The organism is Paenibacillus sp. FSL R10-2778, from assembly GCF_038593035.1.
Classification (GTDB): Bacteria; Bacillota; Bacilli; order Paenibacillales; family Paenibacillaceae; genus Paenibacillus_AQ; species Paenibacillus_AQ odorifer.
This window is the reverse complement of sequence record NZ_CP151956.1, coordinates 4,329,771-4,352,063: the sequence shown is the minus strand read 5'-3', so window position 1 is coordinate 4,352,063 and position 22,293 is coordinate 4,329,771. Positions and strand designations below refer to the sequence as shown.

Genomic DNA, 22,293 nt, shown 5'->3' with positions numbered 1-22,293 from the left:
TTGTTCAAATATATAGATGAAGCTTGTAGAGGAGAGGGTTATATGACGGAAGAATTAACCGTAGGCCGGCTTGTGAATACACATGGAATTCGCGGGGAGATTAAAGTATTATCCCATACCGATTTTCCTGAGGTTCGTTTCGCTAAAGACAAGAAGCTGTTCGTCATTCCTGCGGATGGCAGTGCAAAATTCGAAGTGACTGTAGAATCCGCTCGAGAGCATAAGGGTATGTTTATCGTTAAGCTTAAGGGATATACCAATATTAACGAAGTGGAAAAGTATAAGGGAAGTTTGCTTAAGGTGCCAAGTAATGATCTGGTTGATCTGCCAGAGAACGAATATTACTTCCACCAAATCGTTGGCTGTGAAGTTTATACGGATGATGCTGGAAGTGAACCGCTTGGCACAATTACGGAAATTTTACAGCCAGGTGCAAATGACGTGTGGGTTGTTAAGCCTGCTAAAGGTCAAGACATCCTTATCCCTGTAATTAACGATGTAGTGCTGAACGTGGACATTGAGGCCAAACGAATTACGGTTCACTTAATGGAAGGACTATTGCCATGATCAGAATTGATGTGCTAACGCTCTTTCCGGAGATGTGCGAAGGCGTATTTAGCACAAGTATTCTTGGTAAGGCACGCGAAAAAGGGATTGTATCTTTGAATGCTGTGAACTTTCGTGATTTCTCAGGAAATAAGCACAACAGTGTGGATGATACACCGTATGGCGGGGGCGGGGGTATGGTACTAAAGCCTGACCCGATCTTTGCAGCGGTAGAACATGTATTGGGGATCGAGGCTAGTCCTTTGGAGAATGGTTCTGAATCTGCAGTCCCGTCGCCTTCCTCTGTGAAGCCGCGCATCATTCTTATGTGCCCACAAGGAAAGACCTATAATCAGAAGATTGCTGAGGAACTGGCACAAGAGCAGCATCTAATCTTTATATGTGGTCATTATGAGGGCTACGATGAGCGGATACGGGAGCATCTGGTTACAGATGAACTGTCGATTGGCGATTACGTGTTAACGGGTGGAGAACTACCAGCACTGACGGTTATTGATTCAGTAGTTCGGCTACAGCCAGGGGCGCTTGGAAATGAAACCTCTGCGATCACGGATTCGTTCAGTACAGGGCTGTTGGAGTATCCTCACTACACTCGACCCGCTGAATTTCGCGGCTGGAAGGTACCAGATATGTTGCTGAGTGGCCATCACGCCAACATCGAAGTATGGCGGAGAGAGCAAGCGTTACAGCGTACACTTGAACGTAGACCTGATTTGCTCGAAAGTGCAGAACTAACATTGAAAGACAAGAAAACACTGGAACGTCTGAAAAATGAAATCAAGCCGGAGTAAAATTTTAATAAAACAGGCATATTTTACGTCTTTTTAACGTATCTTACGTTAAGGAGGCGTTTTTGTTATGTTTACTTAAGTATAAGAAGGGCTATAATCTCGTATTTTTTTGCGTAATTTCCAAAACAAATTAGCATAGGTGCGTTGAACTCTTCTATTTGGGGTAATAGATAGAGGTGGCATAATACTATATGCAGCTTACGATGCAGCAAGCTTAACTATTGAAAGGAATGAACTGAAGTGACTACGAAGACGCGTGAAGAATTCAAGCCTAGCGTGGACACGATCCACAAAGATGCGGAGCCGCTCCGCACCGTGAATGATATTATCGATTATTATACAAATCGCAAATCGTAATTCCCATTCGCCCTTTAAAGCTTGAACATATAAGATTAATAATTAAGTATGAATAAGCAAGTCCAATAAAACCATTAGAGTATAGCGAACGAAAGTTCACTACATCTAATGGTTTTATTGTGCTCTACTAAGAGGTCAAACCCTGTGATTCTGATCAGAATGTAAACGCCCCCTCTTCAAGGAGAATTAAAAACTCTTTGGAAAGGGGGCGTTTGGTTAACTATAAAAATTCGTGGAGGCGCATTCTACTCTTTGCGAAAGAGGCGATATACTCCTGTAAGTAGAGCGTAAAGCGCAAAACATACGAGAACAGTAACTGCCCATGCATAGTTGCGAACGGTATAGGTAAGCGATGATAAAATAATAAAGATGGTAATACGCAGTACGCCTTCCTTAATAAACTGTTTACGTGCTACATTCATTCGATTGGCCTCCTTGAATGGATAGGATGGTACGGATAACAAGCCGAAAATATGTCTTTCCTTATATATAACCTTTGGGAATACAAAAAATGCAGAGAACGGAAAGTAAATATCGATCCAAACAAATGACCTATGTAACTTAGCCGTTACCGACCTGTACTCCTCACCATAGAGTATATCATTACGAATGAGGAGGAGTACACTAGTGGAGGCTTATTATAATTGCTTACGTTGTAAGAATAGAAGGGTACGTATCCTGACTACTGATGGCAGACAGCATGAAGGTGTGATTACAGATGTGGACAGATATAATGTTTACTTAAGAACAGGATCCAATGGACCTGTGCAGACTTCTGCATTTTTTGGTTACCCTTATGCTGCTGACAATATTTTAACTCTCAGCTTGTTCACGCTGTTGGCTATTGCATTAATCTGATATGATGATGCAAAAACAGACCGTCCGCTAATCCGGACGGTCTGTTTTTAGTGGTTGGTTACTCTACTGTAATTGCACCTATATCTGAGCTTAAGGATAACAAAGGACCTCCTCCGTTAACATCACGTTTGCCACCCTCAACCCCGGTGATCTGGCCTAGATCACTTTTAGCCACCAAGCTACATTTCACGCCATCGGCTAGAACAGCATTGAGGCTACCTACATTTGTTGTCGCTTTAAGACGGCTATCACTCTTCATTCCGGCTATATCCATACGTATGCTTCCTGTATTAGACTCTAGAGTGGACTTACCGGTGATGTTAGCTCCTTCGATATCAATAGCTCCAACGTTGCTGACGATGCGGTAATTTCCGTCCAGATTGCGGAGACGAATTTGCCCGACATTATTGGTGATTTGATATTCATCCATACGGGTGGGGATCTCAATGGTATAGTTAATGCTAAAATCTGAATAACCGTATTTGTCTTGAGCCCAAGTCCATAAATCCTTCTTCGGATTTGATTTGGAATTTGTAGATACCTTCAGAGTATCGTCACTAACGTCTATTGAAATCTCAGCGTCATCCAAAATTTTCTGGCGGTCAGCTTTATGAGCGGAGCTGTTATGGGCTAAGATTGTCGCACTCACATTAATTTGATCACCCGTAGTTGATGTAACTTCTATTTCTCCCACTGCATTGTTCATGCTAAGCACTGAAGCAGAGCCGATCTCTTTAGATAAGGATAGTTCTTTGCTAATGCTGTTTGCTTTAACTTCGTCGACCACCTTGGTAGCTGTATCCTGAACGGCCTGCTCCACGCTTGCAGCGGCTTTACCTAGCTCTTGCTTCACAGCCTCACCAATATTTTGCTGCACATCTTCAGTAATATTCTTTCCTAATTCATTATTAGCGGATTGCCTACCCGGTAATTCTGTGCATCCTGCCAGAAGTACGATGGACAAGACGGCTACAGCTGCCATTACGCTAGTTGTATTACTCTTTTTCATTGAATAAAATCCTCCTTATTTTTGGGTATATGTGTTCTTCCCTAAGCGCTACGTTATGTACGTACTTCTGTAAGTATAGCCTATGGGGATTTATTGTAAAAACGGCTGTAGGCGGGTTAATATACTGGACCAAAGACTAGGTATTTAAAAAGTGTTCACTACACTTCAAATTTCAATTGTGCTAAAATGAAATATAGATCTTACGCTCACATTAAAATGGGTAAGGGTACATATAAAAAGAGCGAAGATGCTCTCATATATAATCTTCAGCAGCTACTGAAAAGCGCTTTTTATAGTGAGATGTGCTAAGGCTAGTTTGCGAATACGATATAGACCGTTGCCTTACTTGCATCACAGGGCGGTCTTTTTATTTTCTTACCTCAAGTAAATCATGAAGAGCGGAGGGAGCCAGATGAAATATGTAGTTATTTTGCTTGTCTTGCTAGCGCTGGGTGTTGGGTATTATATCGTTCAGAAAAAGAAAACAAGCAGCTCAAGCGATCCTTTGCGCACAACTAGCAGTAATGTGATCTCAATGGATAGTCATCGCAAAGCCAAACAGAGTCCAGGGGAGCAACCTTGCTCTTCTTGCAAGAAGAAGAATGGGAAGTTGATCTTCTATGCTCAAGACAATGGAACCGTGGTCGGCTTGTGTAAAGACTGCCAGTCTAAGGCAAAAAAAAGAGATATGTTACCGTTATAAAATAGAAAAATAAGTTGTATTAGCCCGTCCTTTATGATATTATTAACTCTGTTGTGTGGAATACGGTGGTCCGCTGCGGATAATGAGGGAGAGCTCAGATCTCTCCGGAAGAGGCAAGAACACCTGTACGGAAGGAGGAAGTCCTTAATGAATATCCTACAAGCTATTACGCAAGAGCAACTTCGTAAAGATATCCCTAGTTTTCGTCCGGGTGACACTTTGAAGGTGCATGTAAAAGTTATCGAGGGAACTCGTGAGCGTATCCAGTTGTTCGAAGGCGTTGTAATCAAACGTCGTGGCGGTGGAATCAGTGAGACTTTTACGGTTCGTAAAATTTCTTACGGTGTTGGTGTGGAAAGAACATTCCCAATCAACTCGCCTAAACTCGAAAAAATCGAAGTGGCTCGTCGTGGTAAAGTGCGTCGTGCTAAGCTTTATTACCTTCGTGAACTACGTGGTAAAGCAGCGAGAATTAAAGAAATTCGTCGCTAGAATAGTGACAGAGGAGAGGGGCTTGAGTTCAAGCCCCTTTCGCTTTATTTTTTTTTGAAAATATAAGAAAAGCATAAGTTTTACGTTATACATTATTCTTATATTTCTCGCATAAACGCATACCGTCCTTAAAAGGACGCTGAGGGCGTTTTAGCTTGGTATACAATGCGTGTGACATATACGCTTGGGGATAAGCTTCTCCGAAAAGGCCTCCTGAAGGAGTATCTGTGGAGGGGTTTTTGGCAGGAGTTTTTTTGTGTTGTATAGTAAGAGTAGTATTAAGAGAGGACGGTGAACTATGCAGCAGGAACAAAGCGAAACTTTGGAATCAAGCGAGCAGAACCCACGTAAACAGAAAAATGAAGTGCTGGAATGGGTCAAGGCCATTGCGATTGCTTTAGTTCTGGTTATACTGATTCGCTGGCTTTTATTCAAGCCTTTTATTGTAGATGGACCTTCCATGCAGCCTAATTTCCATACGGGAGAACGTGTTATCGTTAATGAAATTTTATACGATATAAGATCTCCGCAGCGGGGTGAGGTTATTGTATTCCACGTGCCATCTGAAGGCAGAGATTTTATTAAACGTGTAATTGGTGTGGCTGGAGATACTGTGAAAGTAGAAGGAGATGTAGTTACAGTTAACGGTGAGGTTGTTAACGAGACTTACATCCAAGGCGCTATTGATGCTGCGCATAGTAACAACGCTCTGTATAATAATAAAGATTTTCCAAATGAAAAATTCACGGATGGTACTGTACCAGAAGGACATATTTTCGTTATGGGGGATAATCGCTCGGATAGTACAGACAGCCGGATGATTGGCTATGTGCCGCTGGGTGATATTGTGGGTCGTGCAGATTTAATCTTCTGGCCGATAAAAGATATTACACTGATTAACCATTAAGTTGACAGAAGTCAAAGGAGGTGACGGCAATGGCCATTCATTGGTTTCCTGGTCATATGACGAAGGCTAGGCGGCAAATCGAGGATAAGCTGAAGCTGATTGATGTTGTTATAGAGTTGCTCGATTCCCGTCTGCCGCTTTCCAGCCGCAATCCGATGATTGACGATATTTTGCGGGACAAGCCGAGATTAATTATTTTGAACAAAGCGGATCTGGCGGATCCGGAAATTACTCGGAAGTGGCTGGCGTACTTTAAGGAACAAGGGCATGTTGCCCATCCTGTGGACGCATCTACTGGAACAGGCGTTAAGGAGATTCCGGAGCAGGTCAAGCTGCTGTTGAAGGAAAAGATTGATCGGCAGATCGCAAGGGGAATGAACCCACGGGCTATGCGCGCATTGATCGTCGGTATTCCTAACGTCGGTAAATCAACGCTGATTAATCGAATGGCTGGTAAGAGTATCGCTGCTACGGGTGATCGCCCGGGGGTTACTAAGGGCCAGCAGTGGATTAAAACAGGAGGTAATCTGGAGCTTCTGGATACTCCTGGTATCTTATGGCCGAAGTTTGAGGATCAAGACGTGGGTTACCGCTTGGCCGTGACGGGTGCGATCAAAGAAGAAATCCTGAACATTGAGGACATTGCTTTTTATGCAGTGAAGTATTTGGTCAAGGATTATGGTTCCAGATTTAAAGAACGCTTTGGTATTGAGAAGCTTCCTGAGGATCTTGAGAACCCTGATGAGATCGTTGCAGTTATGGAAGCCGTGGGCCGCAAACGCGGTTGTCTGATTAGCGGTGGACGTGTTGATCTGGAAAAAGCTTCACGTGCTTTGCTGCATGAGCTGCGGGCAGGTAAGCTTGGTCGTTTTACGCTGGAAACACCTTAAAGGCGTTTAAATGAATGGGTATGGAAGAGCCATCCGGAAATTTTCGGGGGCTCTTTTTTTTGCTGATTTGGATCAAATTGGAGTGGTTATTTGTACATGACCATGTGAGCTTTACTATGGTAAGCTACTTATGTAGTTTATAGAATAATTTATAATTGGCGGTGACAGATCGTGAGTACGATAGATATGTTGAGTTATGAAAAAGAGGGCTGGGAACAGTCTTATCGCCGTATAGCCGGCGTAGATGAAGTAGGCAGAGGTTGTTTGTTTGGGGATGTTGTTGCAGCAGCGGTGATTTTGCCGGAAGGGCTTATTATTGATGGCGTCAACGACTCTAAGAAGCTTACAGCGAAAAAAAGAGATGCCTTATTCGAGATTATTATGGAGCAGGCGATAGCTATTGGTGTAGGTTATGTGGATTCTCGCATGATTGATGAAATTAATATTAAACAGGCTTCTCGTCTGGCGATGAAAAAAGCGGTAGAAGGTCTTAGTCATACCCCGGACTATATGTTAATCGATGCTGAAAAAGTTGATCTTCCGTTGCCGCAGCAGGCGATCATAAAAGGAGATGCAAACAGCCAGTCCATTGCGGCAGCTTCGATTATAGCTAAAGTAACAAGAGATAGACTGTGTGAAGGGGTGTGGGAGGAATTATACCCTGATTATGGGATTGCGATACATAAAGGTTATGCGACCAAGCTTCACAGGGAACAAATTACGGCGTTAGGTCCGACACCTATGCATCGGCGCAGCTTTATTGGGAAGATTCTTGCTGAACAGCAAACCCTTTTTTAGAAATATCAGAATATAAAAGACGCCAAAGGCGTTTAAGCTTGGATAAATTCACCGCTCAAAAAAGTCGGATTAATACCGATATAGTAAGAAGAGAGAAAATGGAGGGAGGAGAAACGGTATGAATATCGGAACATTGATCCGTGGATTGCTCGGGGATAATAAACCGGGAGCAGCCAAGTCTTTGGAATTGAAGGAAGGGCAGGTTGTACGTGGTGTTGTATTGTCTGTATCGGATTCGGGAAAAGAAGCCGTTGTGCAGATTCAAGGCACACCTGTTCGTGCGGAGTTGGAAACACCACTACTGCCAGGAGAGACCCTGAACTTACAGGTTGGAGCACCCGGAGAAGGCGGATTGCCCGTATTGAAGCCGGTCTCCCTCGGCGAAACGGTGTTAGCCACCCCGCAAAACATGGGCGAGGCATTGGAATCGCTTGGGCTTACTGACTCCAAAGCGGGTCGGGAAATTGTGTTGGCGATGCAGTCGGGTGGTATTCCGCTTACCAAAGAGACAGCGGCGATTCTGGATGCTGTAATGAGTGCGAAACCTGCGGGCGTGCCGACCTCAGAGTGGCTTGATGCAGCTGTCATTTCTGTAAAGCGGGGCTTGCCGGTTACCCCTGAAAGTGTGAAAGGATTGCAGCAGGCGGTTTTTGGTCCGCAGCTTCATCAGCTTTTGTCAGCGCTCGAAGAACAGATTACGATTTGGGCAGGTCAAGTCGCCGGTGAAGAAACAACAACAGCCGAAGCTAAAACTGGAATGGGTACCCCAACCGGAAAGCTGAATGCTCCTGTAACGACAGGTACGGGCGCTGTGATTAACGGGGAAGCGGTATCAGCAGGTGATGCTGATGCGGAAATGGACCAGGTGGCGGTTAAAGGAACTGGACAACCTGTAAGTAAACCTGCTGAAGGTAGTGCTGGTGTTACTACTACAAGCGGAAGTGCTGCTGCAACAGGAGGGGCAACGGGAGCCGGAGTTATTTCTGATGAACCAATAATTCCTTTGAATTCAGTGAAATCAGAAATATCAGGAAGTGCAGCTGCAAGTACAGCTGTAACTCCTGAGAATGAAACCGGTATTGTAACTGCTAAGCCAGTGGTCCCCGAAGAGGCTGGTGAGGTAGCTCAGCTCTCGAAGAGTGGAAATACTGGTGAACCTTTGACTGGGAAAATAACTTCTACGCTTGCTTCAGGAACTCAGAGTAGTGCTGCTAACACGCAAGGGGACGGAATTGTAAGCAATCAAAATAGTTCTAATCAGAGCGAAACTCATGGCAATGAAATGAGTCTAAATAAAGATAGAGCGCAGGGTAGTGTCAGTGGCGCGATTACAAGCGCCACTGGATCAGCAGGTGCAGATAGCCAAGCTGCTGCGGGAAGCCAAGCTGCTGCGCCTAGCGGGGCTGCCCTGCTCGCGAAGCTGCAGGGCGTGCTCACCGAGCTGCGCGGCAGCATGCCGCAGCTCGCGAACGTCCCGCCCGCTGACGCGGCGGGACAAGAACCTGCCCCCGCGCCGGCAGCGCCGCGCGGGGAGACCACGGCTGCTGCGGCTTCGCCGGTGCAGCCAGACACCGCCCCACCCGCGGATGCGGAGTCGTGGGTGGGGCGGGTGTTGAAGCTGCTCGGTGCGGAGCACGAGCAGCAGGCCGTGCGCGGCGGCGCTTTGCCGGCCGCGGAGACAGCGCGAGCGGCAGCGGGGACAGCTGCAGCCGCGCTAGGCAGTGTCGGCGGGGAGCAAGCTGCCGACACGTTGAAGGGCGTGCTGCTGCAGCTTATGAGCAGCAGCGAGGTGCCGCCCGCGGTAAAAGATGCCGCGAGCGGGCTAGTGCAGCAGCTGACAGGCCAACAGCTGCTGCTGAATACAGATCGGACTGCTCCCTTCGCGCAGGTTACATTGTTCTTGCCGCTGCAAGGTCCAGATGGGCAGGAAACTGCATCGGTTCATATCCAGTCCAGGCGGGGCCGCAAAGGGGAGTTGGATGCAGCTAACTGTCGATTGTGGTTCGATTTGGACATGAAGCAGCTAGGGCAGACATTGGTAGATGTGCAGGTTGTAGATCGAATCGTTAGTCTTAAGCTTCATAATGATCATCCGTGGGTGCTTGAGCTGCTGGAGACGCGGCGTGAAGATATAAAAACTGCAGTAGAATCCATCGGTTATCAATTATCAGGTTTAAGAACCGAACCCTTGCCAGAATTGAATTTGCCTAAAGAGCTTGCTGGCTCCAATACTAATAAGTTTGTTGATTATGTTCCTGAGGCTTACAAAGGAGTGGATTACCGTATATGAATGAGCCTGTACAGCCAATTTCACAAGGGCTCAAAAAAGCGGTCGCTCTCAAATATAGTCCCGGACAAAACGAGGCTCCTGTCGTAGTAGCCAAGGGACAAGGCGCGATAGCAGACCTTATTCTGCAAAAGGCTAAGGAGAGCGGGGTTGCTGTTCAGGAAGATGCAGCCCTCGTGGAGGTTCTTTCAAAGCTTGATCTGGACCAACAGATTCCGTCTGAGCTCTATCAGCTGGTGGCGGAAATCCTCAGCTTTGTGTATCAGAGCGATCGTTCCGCTGGTGAACGGGGACAAGAATGAAAGAGCCCTATGTAAGAAAGCACTATAACCGCAAAGAGAAAGGAACTGCTGCAGAGAACGGAGCTGTGCAGTACCTATCTTCTAGCGGGTATATGATATTGGAACGGAATTGGCGTTGTCGTACTGGAGAGCTTGATATCATTGCGGAGCGTGAAGACTGTATTGTTGTTGTCGAAGTTCGTAGCCGCAGTGGAGAGCTGCTTCAGGGAACTCCAGAAGAATCGGTGAATGCTCGCAAAATAAACCAGGTTCGGAGTACAACACAGGTTTATTTGCATATGAAGGGTTATGAGGAACGGCGGGTTTCTTTTGATGTAATTAGCGTCTTGTTAAATGACGATCTTAGCCTAGCTTCACTTAGTCATATTCGCGAGGCGTTTTAAGAGTAACTCTATTTTCTCATGCGATTCTTTATGAATTTGCTGCTGTTCTGATAAAAAAGTCTTTACATACCTTCCGCACTGTGGGTCATTTCTCAAAAGAAATGGGTAAACATTAGGAGTAACTTTTTAATGTCATCATGAGGAGGGCTGTCTAGTGAAGAATAAACCTTCTGAAATGCAGGTTAGTTTTACATGCCAATATTGCCAGCAGAAGATTGAAGTGAAATTTAAAGCAGAGCCAATATCTGTCGTCTGTTGCGATAATTGCAATAAGACCTTCACGGTAATGCGGCCCACTATAGCGGAGGAAATATTAATAGATTGGGAAAATGAAGCGTTATTTCAAAAAATCCGGGCTGAAAAGTCGCAAAACAGCAATAGCAGTCTCTTAGCGCTTGTAATTAGAGTTATTGAACTGCTTACATGGCGTGACAAAGGCAATGGACAGGTGGAAGCGATCAAGGAGATGCGTGGTTGGCTCATAGACAATGAGGAGGCGCCTCCTTTAGCTGAACTGATTCAGAGTGATGTTAATAAACGTTCGAGTAAGCGGCGCGACTGGGAAAAGTAACATTAACAATAAAGAGGTATTCCGTCATCGCCTCATGACATAGAATGATACGTATAATTTCGTGAGAAATTAGGCGGAAAAGTCCTCGGGGCTCCGAATTTCCTAGGGTTTATGGGTAGTCGGAGCTTTTTTCATACATACTGTCATTAGAATAGGAACAAAAGGAGGGTGCACATGGCTAAGGTTTTTTTCACATCTGATCATCATTTTGGGCATAAGTTGATCATTGATTTTGAATCCAGGCCCTTCAACGATGTAGAGCAAATGAATGAAGTTATGATTGAAAGTTGGAATTCGGTAGTGAATCCGGACGACAAAGTATTTCATTTGGGAGACTTTTCTTTTCTGAATAAGGAGGCAACTCGTGCGATTGTGGCCAGGCTGCATGGATACAAAATCCTGATCCTTGGCAATCATGATCGCGGCCGCAGCCGAAGCTGGTGGCTTGATGCAGGTTTTGATGAGGTTAGTGAATATCCTTTGATTTATAAGGATTTCTTTTTCCTCTCACATGAGCCTATGTACATGAATAAACATATGCCTTACGTAAATGTGCACGGCCATATTCATGGGCAAAAATATGAGGGAAACAATCATTTTAACATTTGTGTAGAGCATTGGAACTATAAACCGTTGACTTTTGAGCAGATTAGGGACTCGGTCGTAGTTAAAGAAGGGGATTGATGTAGGTCTTTAGAGATGTGCTTTCGCTTTTATGTAAAACTTGAATTTCTTATTCTAAAGATAAATTGCTCACAGATTGCGTTAGGACACAACTTCTATAATGTACTTAACAGCTAATATATATTTGGAAAATAAGGAAGCACCTTTTTTCTTGAAGCTATGACACCAAATTAGGGTGTAATTCAGGAGATGAGGTGTTTTTATTATGTACGGGAAAATGTTTAGCGCGTGTCTGTATGGGATTGAAGGGGTAATGATTGGTGTGGAAATCGATCTTGCAAATGGACTGCCGCAGACGAATATCATTGGCTTACCAGATTCAGCGATTCGCGAGGCTGTTGAACGAGTTAGGGCTGCCGTTAAAAATTGCGGTTACCGCTATCCACAGCAACGTATTACGATCAATCTTGCTCCAGCTGACCTCCGTAAAGAAGGTTCCGCTTTTGATCTAGCGATTGCTTTAGGGATACTGATAACTAGTGGCCAGTTGATTATGCCTTCAGCTCAAGAGATGCTTTTGATTGGAGAGCTTGCGCTCGACGGCAGTCTGCGTCCGGTTTCGGGTGTGCTGCCGATGGTTGAAGCAGCGCGTAAAAGCGGGTTTAAAGCCGTTCTGCTCCCGCAAGGCAATGCGGCAGAAGCCGCTTTAATCAGTGGCATAAATGTTTATACCATCGACCATTTGCAAGCGTTAGCGAATGCTGCTGAATCTGTGGCTAGCTTTGGTCCGATTATAGATAAGCTAGTTCCTCTAGAAGAATCTGAAGGATCACCACTTCCTTTTCCTGTATCCGTGAGTATGGGGACGGGGGCAAAAGAACAACCTCCGGTGCTTGTTCTTTCTGTAGAGCATCTCAAATATAACCCTAAATATTCTGATTCTGAGGCTGCTTCTTCCGAAGCGAATGAAATAATGGATGATTACAGTGATGTGCTTGGACAGCAACATGTGAAAAGAGCACTAACTATCGCGGCTGCAGGGATGCATAATATTATGCTCATCGGCCCACCTGGCACAGGCAAAACGATGCTGATCAAACGCCTTCCCAGTATCCTTCCGCAATTGTCGGATAGTGAGGCACTTGAGGTAACCAAAATTTTTAGTGCGGCTGGAAATTTGAAGGATGCACACAACGGTTTGCTGCGAAGTCGTCCATTTCGTTCTCCACACCACACGATATCTTCTGCCGGATTAATTGGAGGGGGCGGTATTCCCAAGCCAGGTGAGGTAAGTCTTGCGCATCGAGGTATTCTGTTTCTGGATGAATTGCCTGAATTCTCCCGGAATGTACTTGAAGTGCTGCGACAGCCCCTCGAAGATGGGGTGGTTACTATAAGTCGTGCCCGGGCTTCCTTTACTTTTCCTGCCAAATTCATGCTCGCTGCATCGATGAATCCGTGCAGCTGCGGCTTTTTTGGAAGCGGTATCTCCCAGCAAAATTGTACCTGTAGTCCATCAAGGATTGCCCAATATCGAGCCAAAATATCCGGTCCATTGTTGGATCGGATCGACTTACAGGTTGATGTTCCCCGCCCGAAGGAATGGAATCGGCAGGGGCATGTTTTATCGTCAGCAGATATGCGTGCGGAGGTGTTGGCTGCTCAGGCCATCCAAGCTAAACGTTACAAACGACTGGCGATTTCATGGAACAGTGAACTTTCCGGTGCTTCCCTTCGGAAATATGCAAGCCTAAACCGAGAGAGTGCTCGAATGCTGTATGATATTTTGGAGAATTTAGGTCTAAGCATGCGAGCGCATGATCGGATTATTAAGCTATCCCGTACCATAGCTGATCTGGAGGGTGCACAGGATATTTCTTCTGCACATCTCGCGGAAGCTGTGCAATACCGTAATCTGGATCGACAGGTATTAGCGGAGGAATATCGATAAAAGAGCAGTGATTCCCGTTAATGAGAATCGCTGCTCTATACTATGGGCCAGTAGTGAGGAACACCGCCGTACCATTATTATCCACTGGTGCTTACGGAACGGACCTAGAGGACGTTGTTTGCAAGTTTTTAGCCCTTGGAGCGTAGATTCGGACGCTGAAGACGCTATTCCTTCGGAAGAAGGTTATATTGGGTGGTTTTCATTCCAATAGCTGCTATGAGGTCCGATAGCATCCCAAATATGGGATTAAGTTGCGTTTAAGATCAACTGTGTCCGTTAGCGACTTCGAATGTGAAATGCCACGTATTCAAACGAAGGTTAGATCGTTTAGCAAATTTCACATACATTTTTCTCTATAATTTCTTACAGTACATTCAGTTCTACTTCGATATTGCCACGAGTGGCACGGGAGTAAGGACATGCGCCATGGGCAGCTTCTACCAAAGATGCTGCGGTTTCTCTGTCAACGCCTTTAACCAGCACGTCAAGCTTAACTGCAATACCGAACCCGCCATCTTCAACTTTACCAAAGCTTACAGTAGCCGTAACTTCACTGCCTTCAATCTTAACTTTTCCAAGACGAGCAACCATGTTTAGAGCACTGTCAAAACAAGCGGAGTAGCCAGCTGCGAATAATTGTTCAGGATTAGTGCCTTCACCACCGGCACCACCCATTTCGCGTGGTGTACTGATCGTAAGGTTGAGTTTAGGGCTTTCTGATTCTATATAACCGTTTCTTCCCCCAACGGCTTTAACTGTGGTTTCATACATCTTTTGTTGAATTGTCATCATAATAAATCTCTCCTATTCATTAATTAGTTTGTGTACAATCTAATTTATCACAATTAATATAAAAGTCAAATTAATTTTTTGCTATTATTATGATGTATGAGTGAATTATGATAAAATAAAGAGATAAGGCGGGTGAATAAATATGAAAATGAGTGAAGAAGATATGCAGAAAATGACTACAACCCCAGAGCTGCTGATCGAGAATCAGCTCTGTTTTACCATTTATGCTTGCTCGCGTGAGATTACAAAGCTGTACCAACCGTATTTGGATAAGATCGGTTTAACTTACTCCCAATACTTAGTAATGCTTGTGTTATGGGAACGGCAGCAATGTACAGTAAAAGAGATTGGTGAGGCGTTATTTTTGGATTCAGGCACGCTGACTCCGCTATTGAAACGCTTGCAAGCTGCAGGCCTAATTATACGTGAACGCTCGATGCAGGATGAGCGAAAGGTATTAATCTCACTAACGAAACAAGGCTGGGCACTCCAAAGTGATGCCGTGTGTATTCCCGGCAAAATGATGGAAGAAACGACACTGACAAATAATGAATCCATAGAGCTACTTGATCAGTTTAAAGACTTACTGAATCGTGTTCACGAAGCTAATATCCAAGATAGTAAAAAGTAAGCGTAGTAAGGAGTCAATGCGATCGTTCGCATTCCGGCATGAAATCAAGCGAAAAAATGTGTACAAATCATGAATATATTTAAGGTAAGCGTTTTAAAAACATGTTACACTATTCTGGGTTCCTTTGTATGGCATATAGGTAAATATAAGCTTAGTCTTATAGATTTACACAATGTCTCTTGCAGAAATAATGCCATTCTTTTTACGAGTGGTAGATCAGTTTCTGCTGGTTCCGGAATAGTGCTGCATGTATAACATCAGCCTATCCCTAACCCCGCGGCAATCAAAACGGAAAGCGAGATGACAACAGGCTGCCTGTTTAGTCACCACGCTACTTTAGGAGGCTACCGCTATGAATATCCACGAGTATCAGGGAAAAGAAGTGCTTAAGAAGTACGGTGTAGCCGTACCGAATGGAAAAGTAGCTTATACAGTGGAGGAAGCGGTAGAAGCCGCAGAGTCACTGAGCACACCGGTTGTTGTAGTTAAAGCTCAGATTCACGCAGGTGGACGCGGTAAAGCTGGAGGAGTAAAGGTTGCTAAGAATATCGATGAGGTGCGTAGTTACGCAACTGAGATTCTGGGCAAGACTCTAGTAACTCACCAGACTGGACCGGAGGGTAAGGTAGTAAAAAGACTGCTCATTGAAGAGGGTTGTCAAATTGTTAAGGAGTATTATATTGGTATCGTAGTTGACAGAGGTACTGGCCGAGTGGTCATGATGGCTTCTGAAGAAGGCGGTACTGAAATTGAAGAAGTAGCTGCAACACATCCGGAGAAAATTTTTAAAGAGATCATTGATCCGGCAGTAGGTTTGCAGACGTTCCAGGCACGTAAGCTTGCTTACAGCATCGCTATTCCCAATGAGCTGGTAGGCAAAACTGTGAAATTCATGCAAGCGCTATATTTAGCTTTCGTGGATAAAGATTGCTCTATTGCCGAAATTAACCCTTTGGTAGTGACTGCGGATGGGAATGTGATGGCACTGGATGCCAAACTGAATTTTGATTCCAATGCCTTGTTCCGTCATAAGGATATTCTAGAGCTGCGGGATTTGGATGAAGAGGATTTAAAGGAAATCGAAGCCTCGAAGTATGACCTTAGTTACATTGCACTTGATGGCAATATTGGGTGCATGGTAAACGGTGCAGGTCTCGCGATGGCGACTATGGATATTATTAAGTATTATGGGGGCGAACCCGCCAACTTCCTGGATGTAGGGGGCGGTGCAACGACCGAGAAGGTAACAGAAGCCTTTAAAATCATTTTATCGGATGAAAAGGTGAACGGAATTTTTGTTAACATTTTCGGTGGTATTATGCGCTGTGATGTTATCGCTAACGGTGTTGTAGAAGCGGCTAGTCAACTGGGTTTGACCAAACCGCTGGTTGTGCGTCTTGAAGGAACAAATGTTGGATTGGGCAAGCAGATTTTGGCTGGATCGGGACTTAATATTGTTGCTGCTGATTCTATGGCGGACGGTGCCCGTAAGATTGTGTCTCTTGTGCAATAATGGCCTGATTTAGGAAGCCAGTTATCGTATTTGACAATATAAGTAGGGATGTGACTTAAGGCATGAGCATTCTTGTAGATAAAAATACGAAAGTTATCACGCAGGGAATTACAGGATCAACGGGTTTGTTCCATACTAAAGGTGCGCTGGATTATGGAACACAGATGGTTGGAGGGGTAACACCGGGTAAAGGTGGAACAGCTGTCAACATCACGCTTGAAAATGGCAGTGAGGTTAGCCTTCCGGTTTTCGATACTGTTGTAGCTGCTAAGGCGGCTACAGGCGCAACCGCTAGTGTAATCTATGTGCCGCCGGCATTCGCAGCAGACTCCATAATGGAAGCCGTGGACGCAGAACTCGATTTGGTGATTTGTATTACCGAAGGGATTCCAGTGCTTGATATGGTAAAAGTGTCCCGTTATATGGAGGGGCGCTCTACTGTATTGATCGGACCCAACTGTCCGGGAGTTATCACTCCTGGTGAGTGCAAAATAGGAATTATGCCGGGTTATATTCATATGCCAGGGTACGTAGGTGTTGTCTCGCGCAGCGGAACTCTAACCTATGAGGCTGTTCATCAGCTGACTACGCGTGGAATCGGGCAATCTTCAGCTGTTGGTATTGGCGGTGACCCTGTTAAAGGCTCGGAGTTTATTGATATTCTGAAGCTTTTTAATGAGGATCCGGGTACAAAGGCAGTCATCATGATTGGCGAAATTGGCGGAACCGCAGAGGAAGAAGCAGCAGAGTGGATTCGCGAGCATATGACTAAGCCGGTTGTAGGGTTTATTGGCGGTGCTACTGCCCCTCCTGGCAAACGTATGGGGCATGCGGGTGCTATTATTTCCGGAGGCAAAGGCACAGCGAGTGAGAAAATTGCCGTACTTGAATCGTGCGGAATCAAGGTTGCTCCTACACCTGCCGAAATGGGCTCAACGCTGGTGAGTGTGCTTGAAGAACGCGGTATTCTTAGCGCTTTTACAACGCATTAATTATTTTATTTAATTGAAGGAATTCACTCTACGCGAGTGGGCTTCTTTCGTGTATAATTATTTCAGAGGTAAGCAACCTTTTGTTCCTATCCAAGGGATAAAAGGTTGCTTTTTTGTTTTTTGACATAGAAAAATATTGAATTACAAGAAAATATTGCATTACTCTAATTCATGTTACAAAATAGGGAAGGCTAACCCCTTCCATTAAAGGAGAGTAAGCTTATATGGAAGAAAAAGATCTGCTGTTTGGTTTTAATGAAGTGGAGGGGATTGGCTGGAAGAGTATCGACAAGATTCGCAGAGCCGGTTTAATGTCAGAACGAGCATTTTGCTGTAGTGCAAAAGATTGGGAAACGATCGGATTGAACGGAAAGCTGTCGAATTATCTTGCTTCCATATATACATTAGAATGGATCGCCAAAAGGCGCTTATTAATGGAAGAATGTGCAGTGAAAATGGTAACTGTGTTTGATGCGGCTTATCCTGTTTTGTTGAAGGAGACGGCACAGCCACCGTGGATCCTTTATTATCGAGGGCGTTTGGAACTGTTATCAACTCCTAGTGTGGCGATGGTTGGCACTCGTATGCCAACAGCTTATGGACGAAAGGTAGGGGAGATTCTCGCGGAGGAGCTTAGTGCAGCAGGTCTAACGGTGGTTAGCGGACTTGCGAGGGGGATCGATAGCATTTGTCATGAAGCGGCGCTAAGAAGCGGTGGAGGGACCATAGCGGTAGTGGCAACAGGGTTGGACAAAGTCTATCCAACTGAGAATATTGAACTGGAGCGGCGTATCTCTCAGGATGGGCTTGTCATTACAGAGTATCCTCTTGGAACTAAAAGTCATCCTGGATTATTTCCACAGCGCAATCGGATCATAGCAGGTTTATCACGGGGGACAGTGGTCGTGGAGGCTGACAGTCGCAGTGGATCACTTATTACAGCCGATGCTGCCTTGGAAGCTGGAAGGGATGTCTTCGCAGTTCCCGGACCTATTACATCACCTAAAAGCAGAGGGGCGTTAGAGCTTATCAAACAGGGTGCAAAGCTGGTAACCAGTGGATTAGATATTATAGAAGAATACACTTCTTATTTGCCGACAAACGTAATAAAAACAGGGAATAATAGCACTACCGAACAGACAGCAGACGACTTTATGATTGAAAAGAAATTGACAAATGAGGAGTCTCACCTATACCATATACTGCATCAAGGCCCTTTTATGTTGGACGATCTGCTTGTAAGAACAGGATGGGATTTTGGACATTTGCATTCAGTTCTGTTATCTTTAATCATAAAAAAAGCGGTAACACAATTACCAGGAGCTATTTACAAGGTAATTTGATATAGAGGTGCGAGTGTTAACGAGGAGGAAGAGTCTATGGCAGATGCATTAGTTATTGTCGAGTCGCCTGCAAAAGCGAAGACAATTGGCAAATATCTAGGTAGTAAATATATTGTAAAGGCATCAATGGGACATATTAGAGATCTACCGAAGAGTCAAATTGGTGTTGAGGTGGAGAATGATTTCAGTCCCAAATATATTACTATCCGCGGTAAGGGATCTATATTGAAGGAATTGAAAGACGCTAGTAAAAAAGTTAAAAAAGTTTATCTCGCAGCTGACCCCGACCGCGAAGGGGAAGCAATTGCTTGGCATTTGGCGCATGCGCTGGATTTAGATAATACACAAGAATGCAGAGTTGTTTTTAATGAGATCACCAAACAAGCGGTAAAAGATGCTTTTAAGACACCGCGTAAGATTAATATGGATCTCGTGAATGCACAGCAGGCTAGACGTATTCTGGATCGACTGGTAGGGTACAAGATTAGCCCTCTATTATGGAAGAAAGTCAAAAAAGGTTTATCTGCTGGACGTGTACAATCCGTTGCCGTGAAGATCATTATGGATCGTGAGAATGAAATCTCCGCTTTTGTACCCACCGAATATTGGAGCATAACAGCGAAGCTTGGAATCCGGGATTCCGTCTTTGAAGCTAAGTTTCATAAGCTGAATGGTGTGAAAAAAGAACTGAACCAGGAAAGTGATGTTCAGGAGGTTCTTGAAGCCATTAAGAACGCATCTTTTAAGGTGAGTGATGTGAAGGAGAAGGAAAGACAACGTCATCCTTCAGCTCCTTTTACCACCAGTTCACTTCAACAGGAAGCAGCCCGTAAGCTTGGATTCCGTGCCGCTAAGACAATGTCTGTTGCACAGCAGCTATACGAAGGTGTGGAACTCGGTAAAGAAGGTACCGTAGGTTTGATCACTTATATGCGTACTGACTCCACGCGTCTCTCTGTCACCGCTCAGGATGAAGCTAAAGAGCTTATAACAGCTAAGTATGGTGAGAAGTTCTTGCCAGAATCCCCACGGCAGTATTCTAAAAAGGCAGCTGGAGCACAGGAAGCGCATGAAGCGATTCGTCCTACCTCGGCATTACGCGAACCTGAAATGGTCAAAGAGTTCTTGAGCCGTGATCAATTCCGTCTCTACAAGCTAGTGTGGGAGCGATTTGTATCAAGTCAGATGTCTTCTGCCCTGCTGGATACGCTTTCGGTCGATATTGCTGCAGGTAATGCTACATTCAGAGCTGTTGGTTCGAAGGTTTCATTCCCCGGGTTCATGAAGGTTTACGTAGAAGGCAACGATGACGGAACTACAGATGAAGACAAGTATTTGCCGCCGCTTCAAGCGGGAGATGCTTTAAATAAGCAGGAGATCGAGCCTAAGCAGCACTTTACACAACCGCCTCCACGATATACGGAAGCAAGACTTGTAAAGACGCTTGAGGAGCTGGGTATAGGCCGTCCAAGTACATATGCCCCAACGCTGGAAACCATCCAGAAGCGTGGTTATGTGGCTATTGAAGAGAAAAAATTCATGCCAACCGAACTTGGCGAGCTTGTTATAGAGCAGATGGAGCAATTTTTCCCGGAAATCCTAAACGTTGAATTCACCGCGAACATGGAAGGGGATCTTGACCATGTGGAAGAGGGCTCAGAAGACTGGGTAAAGGTTCTTGCAGAGTTCTACGAATCGTTTGAGAAGCGTTTGGTATTCGCGGAAGAAGAGATGAAAGAAATTGAGATTGAAGATGAAGTCTCTGATGAGATCTGTGAGAAATGCGGCAAACCTCTCGTGTATAAGCTGGGTCGCTTTGGGAAATTCCTAGCATGCTCTGGCTTTCCGGATTGCCGAAACACGAAACCGATTATCAAGGATATTGGCGTAACTTGCCCTAAATGTCATGAAGGTAAGGTTGTGGAGCGACGCAGCAAAAAAGGGCGAGTTTTCTATGGCTGCGACCAGTACCCTGGTTGTGATTTCGTTTCATGGGATAGACCTTCTATAAAACCATGTCCATCATGTGGATCTTGGATGATTGAGAAACGTAATAAGCAAGGAACCAAGCTACAATGTACATCTTGTGATCATACAGAGGCGGTTCTAGACAACGAAGAAGAATTAGCAGATTAATAGTCTCTATGGGAGGAAAAAAGACAGTGTCAGATACAGCAAAAGTAACAGTAATTGGAGCGGGTCTCGCAGGAAGCGAAGCCGCTTGGCAAATAGCATCACTAGGAGTACCGGTAAGATTATATGAGATGAGACCCGTAGTAAAGACACCAGCCCATCACACGAATCAATTTGCTGAACTGGTATGCAGCAACTCCTTGCGTGCGAATGGATTAGGAAATGCTGTAGGTGTATTGAAGGAAGAAATGCGGCGTTTGAACTCTCTTGTATTAGGTGCTGCTGACCGACACGCGGTACCCGCAGGAGGAGCACTCGCCGTAGATCGGGACGGATTCTCAGGTGAGATCACCCATACTTTGCATAATCATCCGCTCGTTGAAGTCATAAATGAAGAACTTACGCATATACCGGAGGAAGGGATTGTTGTTATTGCAACGGGCCCACTAACTTCACCGGCATTATCTGCTGAAATAAAAGGGCTGCTGGGTGAAGAGTATTTCTACTTCTATGATGCAGCAGCACCGATTGTTGAGAAAGACACCATTGATATGAACAAGGTGTATTTGGCTTCCCGTTATGATAAGGGAGAAGCGGCTTATCTGAACTGTCCGATGACAGAAGAGGAGTTCGACGTGTTTTATGATGCGTTGATTTCTGCTGAGACAGCAGCACTCAAGGATTTTGAGAAAGAGATATACTTTGAGGGCTGTATGCCTATTGAAATCATGATGAAACGCGGCAAGCAAACAGCGTTATTTGGCCCAATGAAGCCAGTAGGACTTATCAATCCGCATACAGGTAAACTTCCTTACGCGGTTGTGCAACTCCGTCAGGATAACGCTGCCGGCACACTTTACAATCTTGTTGGTTTTCAGACCCATTTGAAATGGGGCGAGCAGAAGCGTGTATTCTCGCTGATCCCAGGTCTTGAGAATGCTGAATATGTTCGTTATGGTGTGATGCACAGAAATACATTTATTAATTCTCCTAAGCTTCTGCACCCTACCTATCAGATGAAAGGCAAGGAAAGACTCTTTTTTGCTGGACAGATGACAGGTGTAGAAGGTTATGTTGAATCAGCTGCTTCCGGGCTCATTGCTGGTATTAATGCTGCACGGGCAGCACTTGGACAGGAAGGACTGATCTTCCCGCAGGATACTGTTCTAGGCAGCATGCCAGCTTATATTACTTCTGCCGATCCAGAGCATTTTCAGCCTATGAATGCCAATTTCGGTTTGTTGCCGAAGGTAGAGAAGAAGATCCGCAATAAGAAGGAAAAGAATGAAATGTTAGCTCATCGCGCTCTGGACAGTCTTGCCGAATATGCCAACCGTACAGGACTCGCTTATTCGGAGCCGGAGGTTGTCGATAGCGAACAAAGCCCATCTTAAGGAGG

Annotated in this window: 23 protein-coding genes; 20 read left to right on the top strand and 3 right to left on the bottom strand. The window is 45.0% G+C overall.

All coding sequences use genetic code 11. The annotated features are described in order from the left end of the window. Positions 1–42: 42 nt before the first annotated feature. Together rimM and trmD are read left to right on the top strand one after the other, a co-directional pair. Positions 43–567 (top strand): ribosome maturation factor RimM, encoded by a 525-nt coding sequence (gene rimM / locus NST40_RS19635; protein ID WP_036688599.1) that lies wholly within the window; start codon positions 43–45, stop codon positions 565–567. Continuing rightward, entirely contained in the window at positions 567–1,358 is a 792-nt protein-coding gene (gene trmD, locus NST40_RS19630; RefSeq protein ID WP_036689109.1) for a tRNA (guanosine(37)-N1)-methyltransferase TrmD, read from the top strand. Before rimM ends, trmD begins: the two co-directional genes overlap by 1 nt. Before the next feature lie 602 nt (positions 1,359–1,960). Here trmD and NST40_RS19625 read toward each other — a convergent pair. Then, positions 1,961–2,137: a hypothetical protein gene (locus NST40_RS19625; RefSeq protein WP_155288145.1), complete on the bottom strand. Its 177-nt coding sequence runs from the start codon at positions 2,135–2,137 to the stop codon at positions 1,961–1,963. Between the two features lie 205 nt (positions 2,138–2,342). On the opposite strand from NST40_RS19625, the gene NST40_RS19620 reads away from it, so the two are divergent. Next, positions 2,343–2,573: a hypothetical protein gene (locus tag NST40_RS19620; protein WP_036688596.1), complete on the top strand. Its 231-nt coding sequence runs from the start codon at positions 2,343–2,345 to the stop codon at positions 2,571–2,573. A 58-nt stretch (positions 2,574–2,631) separates the two neighbouring features. On the opposite strand, the gene NST40_RS19615 is transcribed toward NST40_RS19620, so the two are convergent. Further along, complete coding sequence (locus tag NST40_RS19615) at positions 2,632–3,582, bottom strand: hypothetical protein (RefSeq protein WP_076276194.1); 951 nt, start codon at positions 3,580–3,582, stop codon at positions 2,632–2,634. A 412-nt stretch (positions 3,583–3,994) separates the two neighbouring features. On the opposite strand from NST40_RS19615, the gene NST40_RS19610 reads away from it, so the two are divergent. The 11 genes from NST40_RS19610 to NST40_RS19560 all read left to right on the top strand — a co-directional run bounded on the left by NST40_RS19610 (position 3,995) and on the right by NST40_RS19560 (position 13,490). Further along, positions 3,995–4,285 carry a hypothetical protein gene (locus NST40_RS19610; RefSeq protein ID WP_051491579.1) on the top strand — a complete coding sequence of 97 codons (291 nt, stop codon included), beginning with the start codon at positions 3,995–3,997 and terminating at the stop codon, positions 4,283–4,285. 147 nt (positions 4,286–4,432) lie between these two features. Next, positions 4,433–4,777, top strand: a complete 345-nt coding sequence (gene rplS, locus NST40_RS19605) for a 50S ribosomal protein L19 (protein ID WP_036688590.1) — start codon at positions 4,433–4,435, stop codon at positions 4,775–4,777. A 298-nt stretch (positions 4,778–5,075) separates the two neighbouring features. Further along, on the top strand, positions 5,076–5,684 hold the full coding sequence (lepB, locus tag NST40_RS19600; RefSeq protein WP_036688589.1) for a signal peptidase I: 609 nt from the start codon (positions 5,076–5,078) through the stop codon (positions 5,682–5,684). Between the two features lie 29 nt (positions 5,685–5,713). Next, positions 5,714–6,574: a ribosome biogenesis GTPase YlqF gene (gene ylqF, locus NST40_RS19595; RefSeq protein ID WP_076276195.1), complete on the top strand. Its 861-nt coding sequence runs from the start codon at positions 5,714–5,716 to the stop codon at positions 6,572–6,574. 186 nt (positions 6,575–6,760) lie between these two features. Next, a complete protein-coding gene (locus NST40_RS19590; RefSeq protein ID WP_076100429.1) occupies positions 6,761–7,372 on the top strand; it encodes a ribonuclease HII in 612 nt (203 codons plus the stop codon). 118 nt (positions 7,373–7,490) lie between these two features. Next, a complete protein-coding gene (locus tag NST40_RS19585; RefSeq protein ID WP_076276196.1) occupies positions 7,491–9,662 on the top strand; it encodes a hypothetical protein in 2,172 nt (723 codons plus the stop codon). Continuing rightward, positions 9,659–9,961, top strand: coding sequence for an EscU/YscU/HrcU family type III secretion system export apparatus switch protein (locus NST40_RS19580; RefSeq protein ID WP_038571992.1), 303 nt, complete (start codon positions 9,659–9,661; stop codon positions 9,959–9,961). The genes NST40_RS19585 and NST40_RS19580 overlap by 4 nt, the downstream gene beginning before the upstream one ends. Continuing rightward, on the top strand, positions 9,958–10,344 hold the full coding sequence (locus NST40_RS19575) for a YraN family protein (RefSeq protein WP_076127091.1): 387 nt from the start codon (positions 9,958–9,960) through the stop codon (positions 10,342–10,344). The genes NST40_RS19580 and NST40_RS19575 overlap by 4 nt, the downstream gene beginning before the upstream one ends. 154 nt (positions 10,345–10,498) lie before the next feature. After that, entirely contained in the window at positions 10,499–10,915 is a 417-nt protein-coding gene (locus tag NST40_RS19570; RefSeq protein WP_051491578.1) for a hypothetical protein, read from the top strand. Between the two features lie 174 nt (positions 10,916–11,089). Further along, complete coding sequence (locus tag NST40_RS19565; protein WP_076218229.1) at positions 11,090–11,599, top strand: metallophosphoesterase; 510 nt, start codon at positions 11,090–11,092, stop codon at positions 11,597–11,599. A 205-nt stretch (positions 11,600–11,804) separates the two neighbouring features. Then, positions 11,805–13,490 carry a YifB family Mg chelatase-like AAA ATPase gene (locus tag NST40_RS19560; RefSeq protein WP_076276197.1) on the top strand — a complete coding sequence of 562 codons (1,686 nt, stop codon included), beginning with the start codon at positions 11,805–11,807 and terminating at the stop codon, positions 13,488–13,490. A 363-nt stretch (positions 13,491–13,853) separates the two neighbouring features. Here the strand turns inward: NST40_RS19560 and NST40_RS19555 are convergent, their stop codons facing one another. Continuing rightward, on the bottom strand, positions 13,854–14,282 hold the full coding sequence (locus tag NST40_RS19555; RefSeq protein WP_036688575.1) for an organic hydroperoxide resistance protein: 429 nt from the start codon (positions 14,280–14,282) through the stop codon (positions 13,854–13,856). Positions 14,283–14,424: 142 nt separating this feature from the next. On the opposite strand from NST40_RS19555, the gene NST40_RS19550 reads away from it, so the two are divergent. The 6 genes from NST40_RS19550 (at position 14,425) to trmFO (ending at position 22,288) form a co-directional block, all read left to right on the top strand. Continuing rightward, the gene (locus NST40_RS19550) at positions 14,425–14,913 is read left to right on the top strand and encodes a MarR family transcriptional regulator (protein WP_235219564.1); all 489 of its coding nucleotides are present in this window, start codon (positions 14,425–14,427) and stop codon (positions 14,911–14,913) included. 352 nt (positions 14,914–15,265) lie between these two features. Continuing rightward, positions 15,266–16,426, top strand: a complete 1,161-nt coding sequence (sucC, locus tag NST40_RS19545) for an ADP-forming succinate--CoA ligase subunit beta (RefSeq protein WP_076219532.1) — start codon at positions 15,266–15,268, stop codon at positions 16,424–16,426. Positions 16,427–16,488: 62 nt separating this feature from the next. Next, positions 16,489–17,418, top strand: a complete 930-nt coding sequence (sucD, locus tag NST40_RS19540; protein ID WP_076276198.1) for a succinate--CoA ligase subunit alpha — start codon at positions 16,489–16,491, stop codon at positions 17,416–17,418. Positions 17,419–17,642: 224 nt separating this feature from the next. Beyond that, positions 17,643–18,761: a DNA-processing protein DprA gene (gene dprA, locus NST40_RS19535; RefSeq protein ID WP_076276199.1), complete on the top strand. Its 1,119-nt coding sequence runs from the start codon at positions 17,643–17,645 to the stop codon at positions 18,759–18,761. Positions 18,762–18,797: 36 nt separating this feature from the next. Next, positions 18,798–20,897, top strand: coding sequence for a type I DNA topoisomerase (gene topA / locus NST40_RS19530; RefSeq protein WP_076276200.1), 2,100 nt, complete (start codon positions 18,798–18,800; stop codon positions 20,895–20,897). An 8-nt stretch (positions 20,898–20,905) separates the two neighbouring features. Further along, entirely contained in the window at positions 20,906–22,288 is a 1,383-nt protein-coding gene (gene trmFO / locus NST40_RS19525; protein ID WP_076100371.1) for an FADH(2)-oxidizing methylenetetrahydrofolate--tRNA-(uracil(54)-C(5))-methyltransferase TrmFO, read from the top strand. The last annotated feature ends 5 nt before the right edge of the window (positions 22,289–22,293 follow it).

Bases quoted from the DNA above. Each gene is read 5' to 3' on its own strand.
- rimM (WP_036688599.1), top strand. From the start codon at position 43: ATGACGGAAGAATTAACCGTAGGCCGGCTTGTGAATACACATGGAATT.
- NST40_RS19625 (WP_155288145.1), bottom strand. From the start codon at position 2,137: ATGAATGTAGCACGTAAACAGTTTATTAAGGAAGGCGTACTGCGTATT.
- NST40_RS19615 (WP_076276194.1), bottom strand. From the start codon at position 3,582: ATGAAAAAGAGTAATACAACTAGCGTAATGGCAGCTGTAGCCGTCTTG.
- NST40_RS19610 (WP_051491579.1), top strand. From the start codon at position 3,995: ATGAAATATGTAGTTATTTTGCTTGTCTTGCTAGCGCTGGGTGTTGGG.
- rplS (WP_036688590.1), top strand. From the start codon at position 4,433: ATGAATATCCTACAAGCTATTACGCAAGAGCAACTTCGTAAAGATATC.
- lepB (WP_036688589.1), top strand. From the start codon at position 5,076: ATGCAGCAGGAACAAAGCGAAACTTTGGAATCAAGCGAGCAGAACCCA.
- ylqF (WP_076276195.1), top strand. From the start codon at position 5,714: ATGGCCATTCATTGGTTTCCTGGTCATATGACGAAGGCTAGGCGGCAA.
- NST40_RS19590 (WP_076100429.1), top strand. From the start codon at position 6,761: ATGTTGAGTTATGAAAAAGAGGGCTGGGAACAGTCTTATCGCCGTATA.
- NST40_RS19585 (WP_076276196.1), top strand. From the start codon at position 7,491: ATGAATATCGGAACATTGATCCGTGGATTGCTCGGGGATAATAAACCG.
- NST40_RS19580 (WP_038571992.1), top strand. From the start codon at position 9,659: ATGAATGAGCCTGTACAGCCAATTTCACAAGGGCTCAAAAAAGCGGTC.
- NST40_RS19575 (WP_076127091.1), top strand. From the start codon at position 9,958: ATGAAAGAGCCCTATGTAAGAAAGCACTATAACCGCAAAGAGAAAGGA.
- NST40_RS19565 (WP_076218229.1), top strand. From the start codon at position 11,090: ATGGCTAAGGTTTTTTTCACATCTGATCATCATTTTGGGCATAAGTTG.
- NST40_RS19560 (WP_076276197.1), top strand. From the start codon at position 11,805: ATGTACGGGAAAATGTTTAGCGCGTGTCTGTATGGGATTGAAGGGGTA.
- NST40_RS19555 (WP_036688575.1), bottom strand. From the start codon at position 14,282: ATGATGACAATTCAACAAAAGATGTATGAAACCACAGTTAAAGCCGTT.
- NST40_RS19550 (WP_235219564.1), top strand. From the start codon at position 14,425: ATGAAAATGAGTGAAGAAGATATGCAGAAAATGACTACAACCCCAGAG.
- sucC (WP_076219532.1), top strand. From the start codon at position 15,266: ATGAATATCCACGAGTATCAGGGAAAAGAAGTGCTTAAGAAGTACGGT.
- sucD (WP_076276198.1), top strand. From the start codon at position 16,489: ATGAGCATTCTTGTAGATAAAAATACGAAAGTTATCACGCAGGGAATT.
- dprA (WP_076276199.1), top strand. From the start codon at position 17,643: ATGGAAGAAAAAGATCTGCTGTTTGGTTTTAATGAAGTGGAGGGGATT.
- topA (WP_076276200.1), top strand. From the start codon at position 18,798: ATGGCAGATGCATTAGTTATTGTCGAGTCGCCTGCAAAAGCGAAGACA.
- trmFO (WP_076100371.1), top strand. From the start codon at position 20,906: ATGGGAGGAAAAAAGACAGTGTCAGATACAGCAAAAGTAACAGTAATT.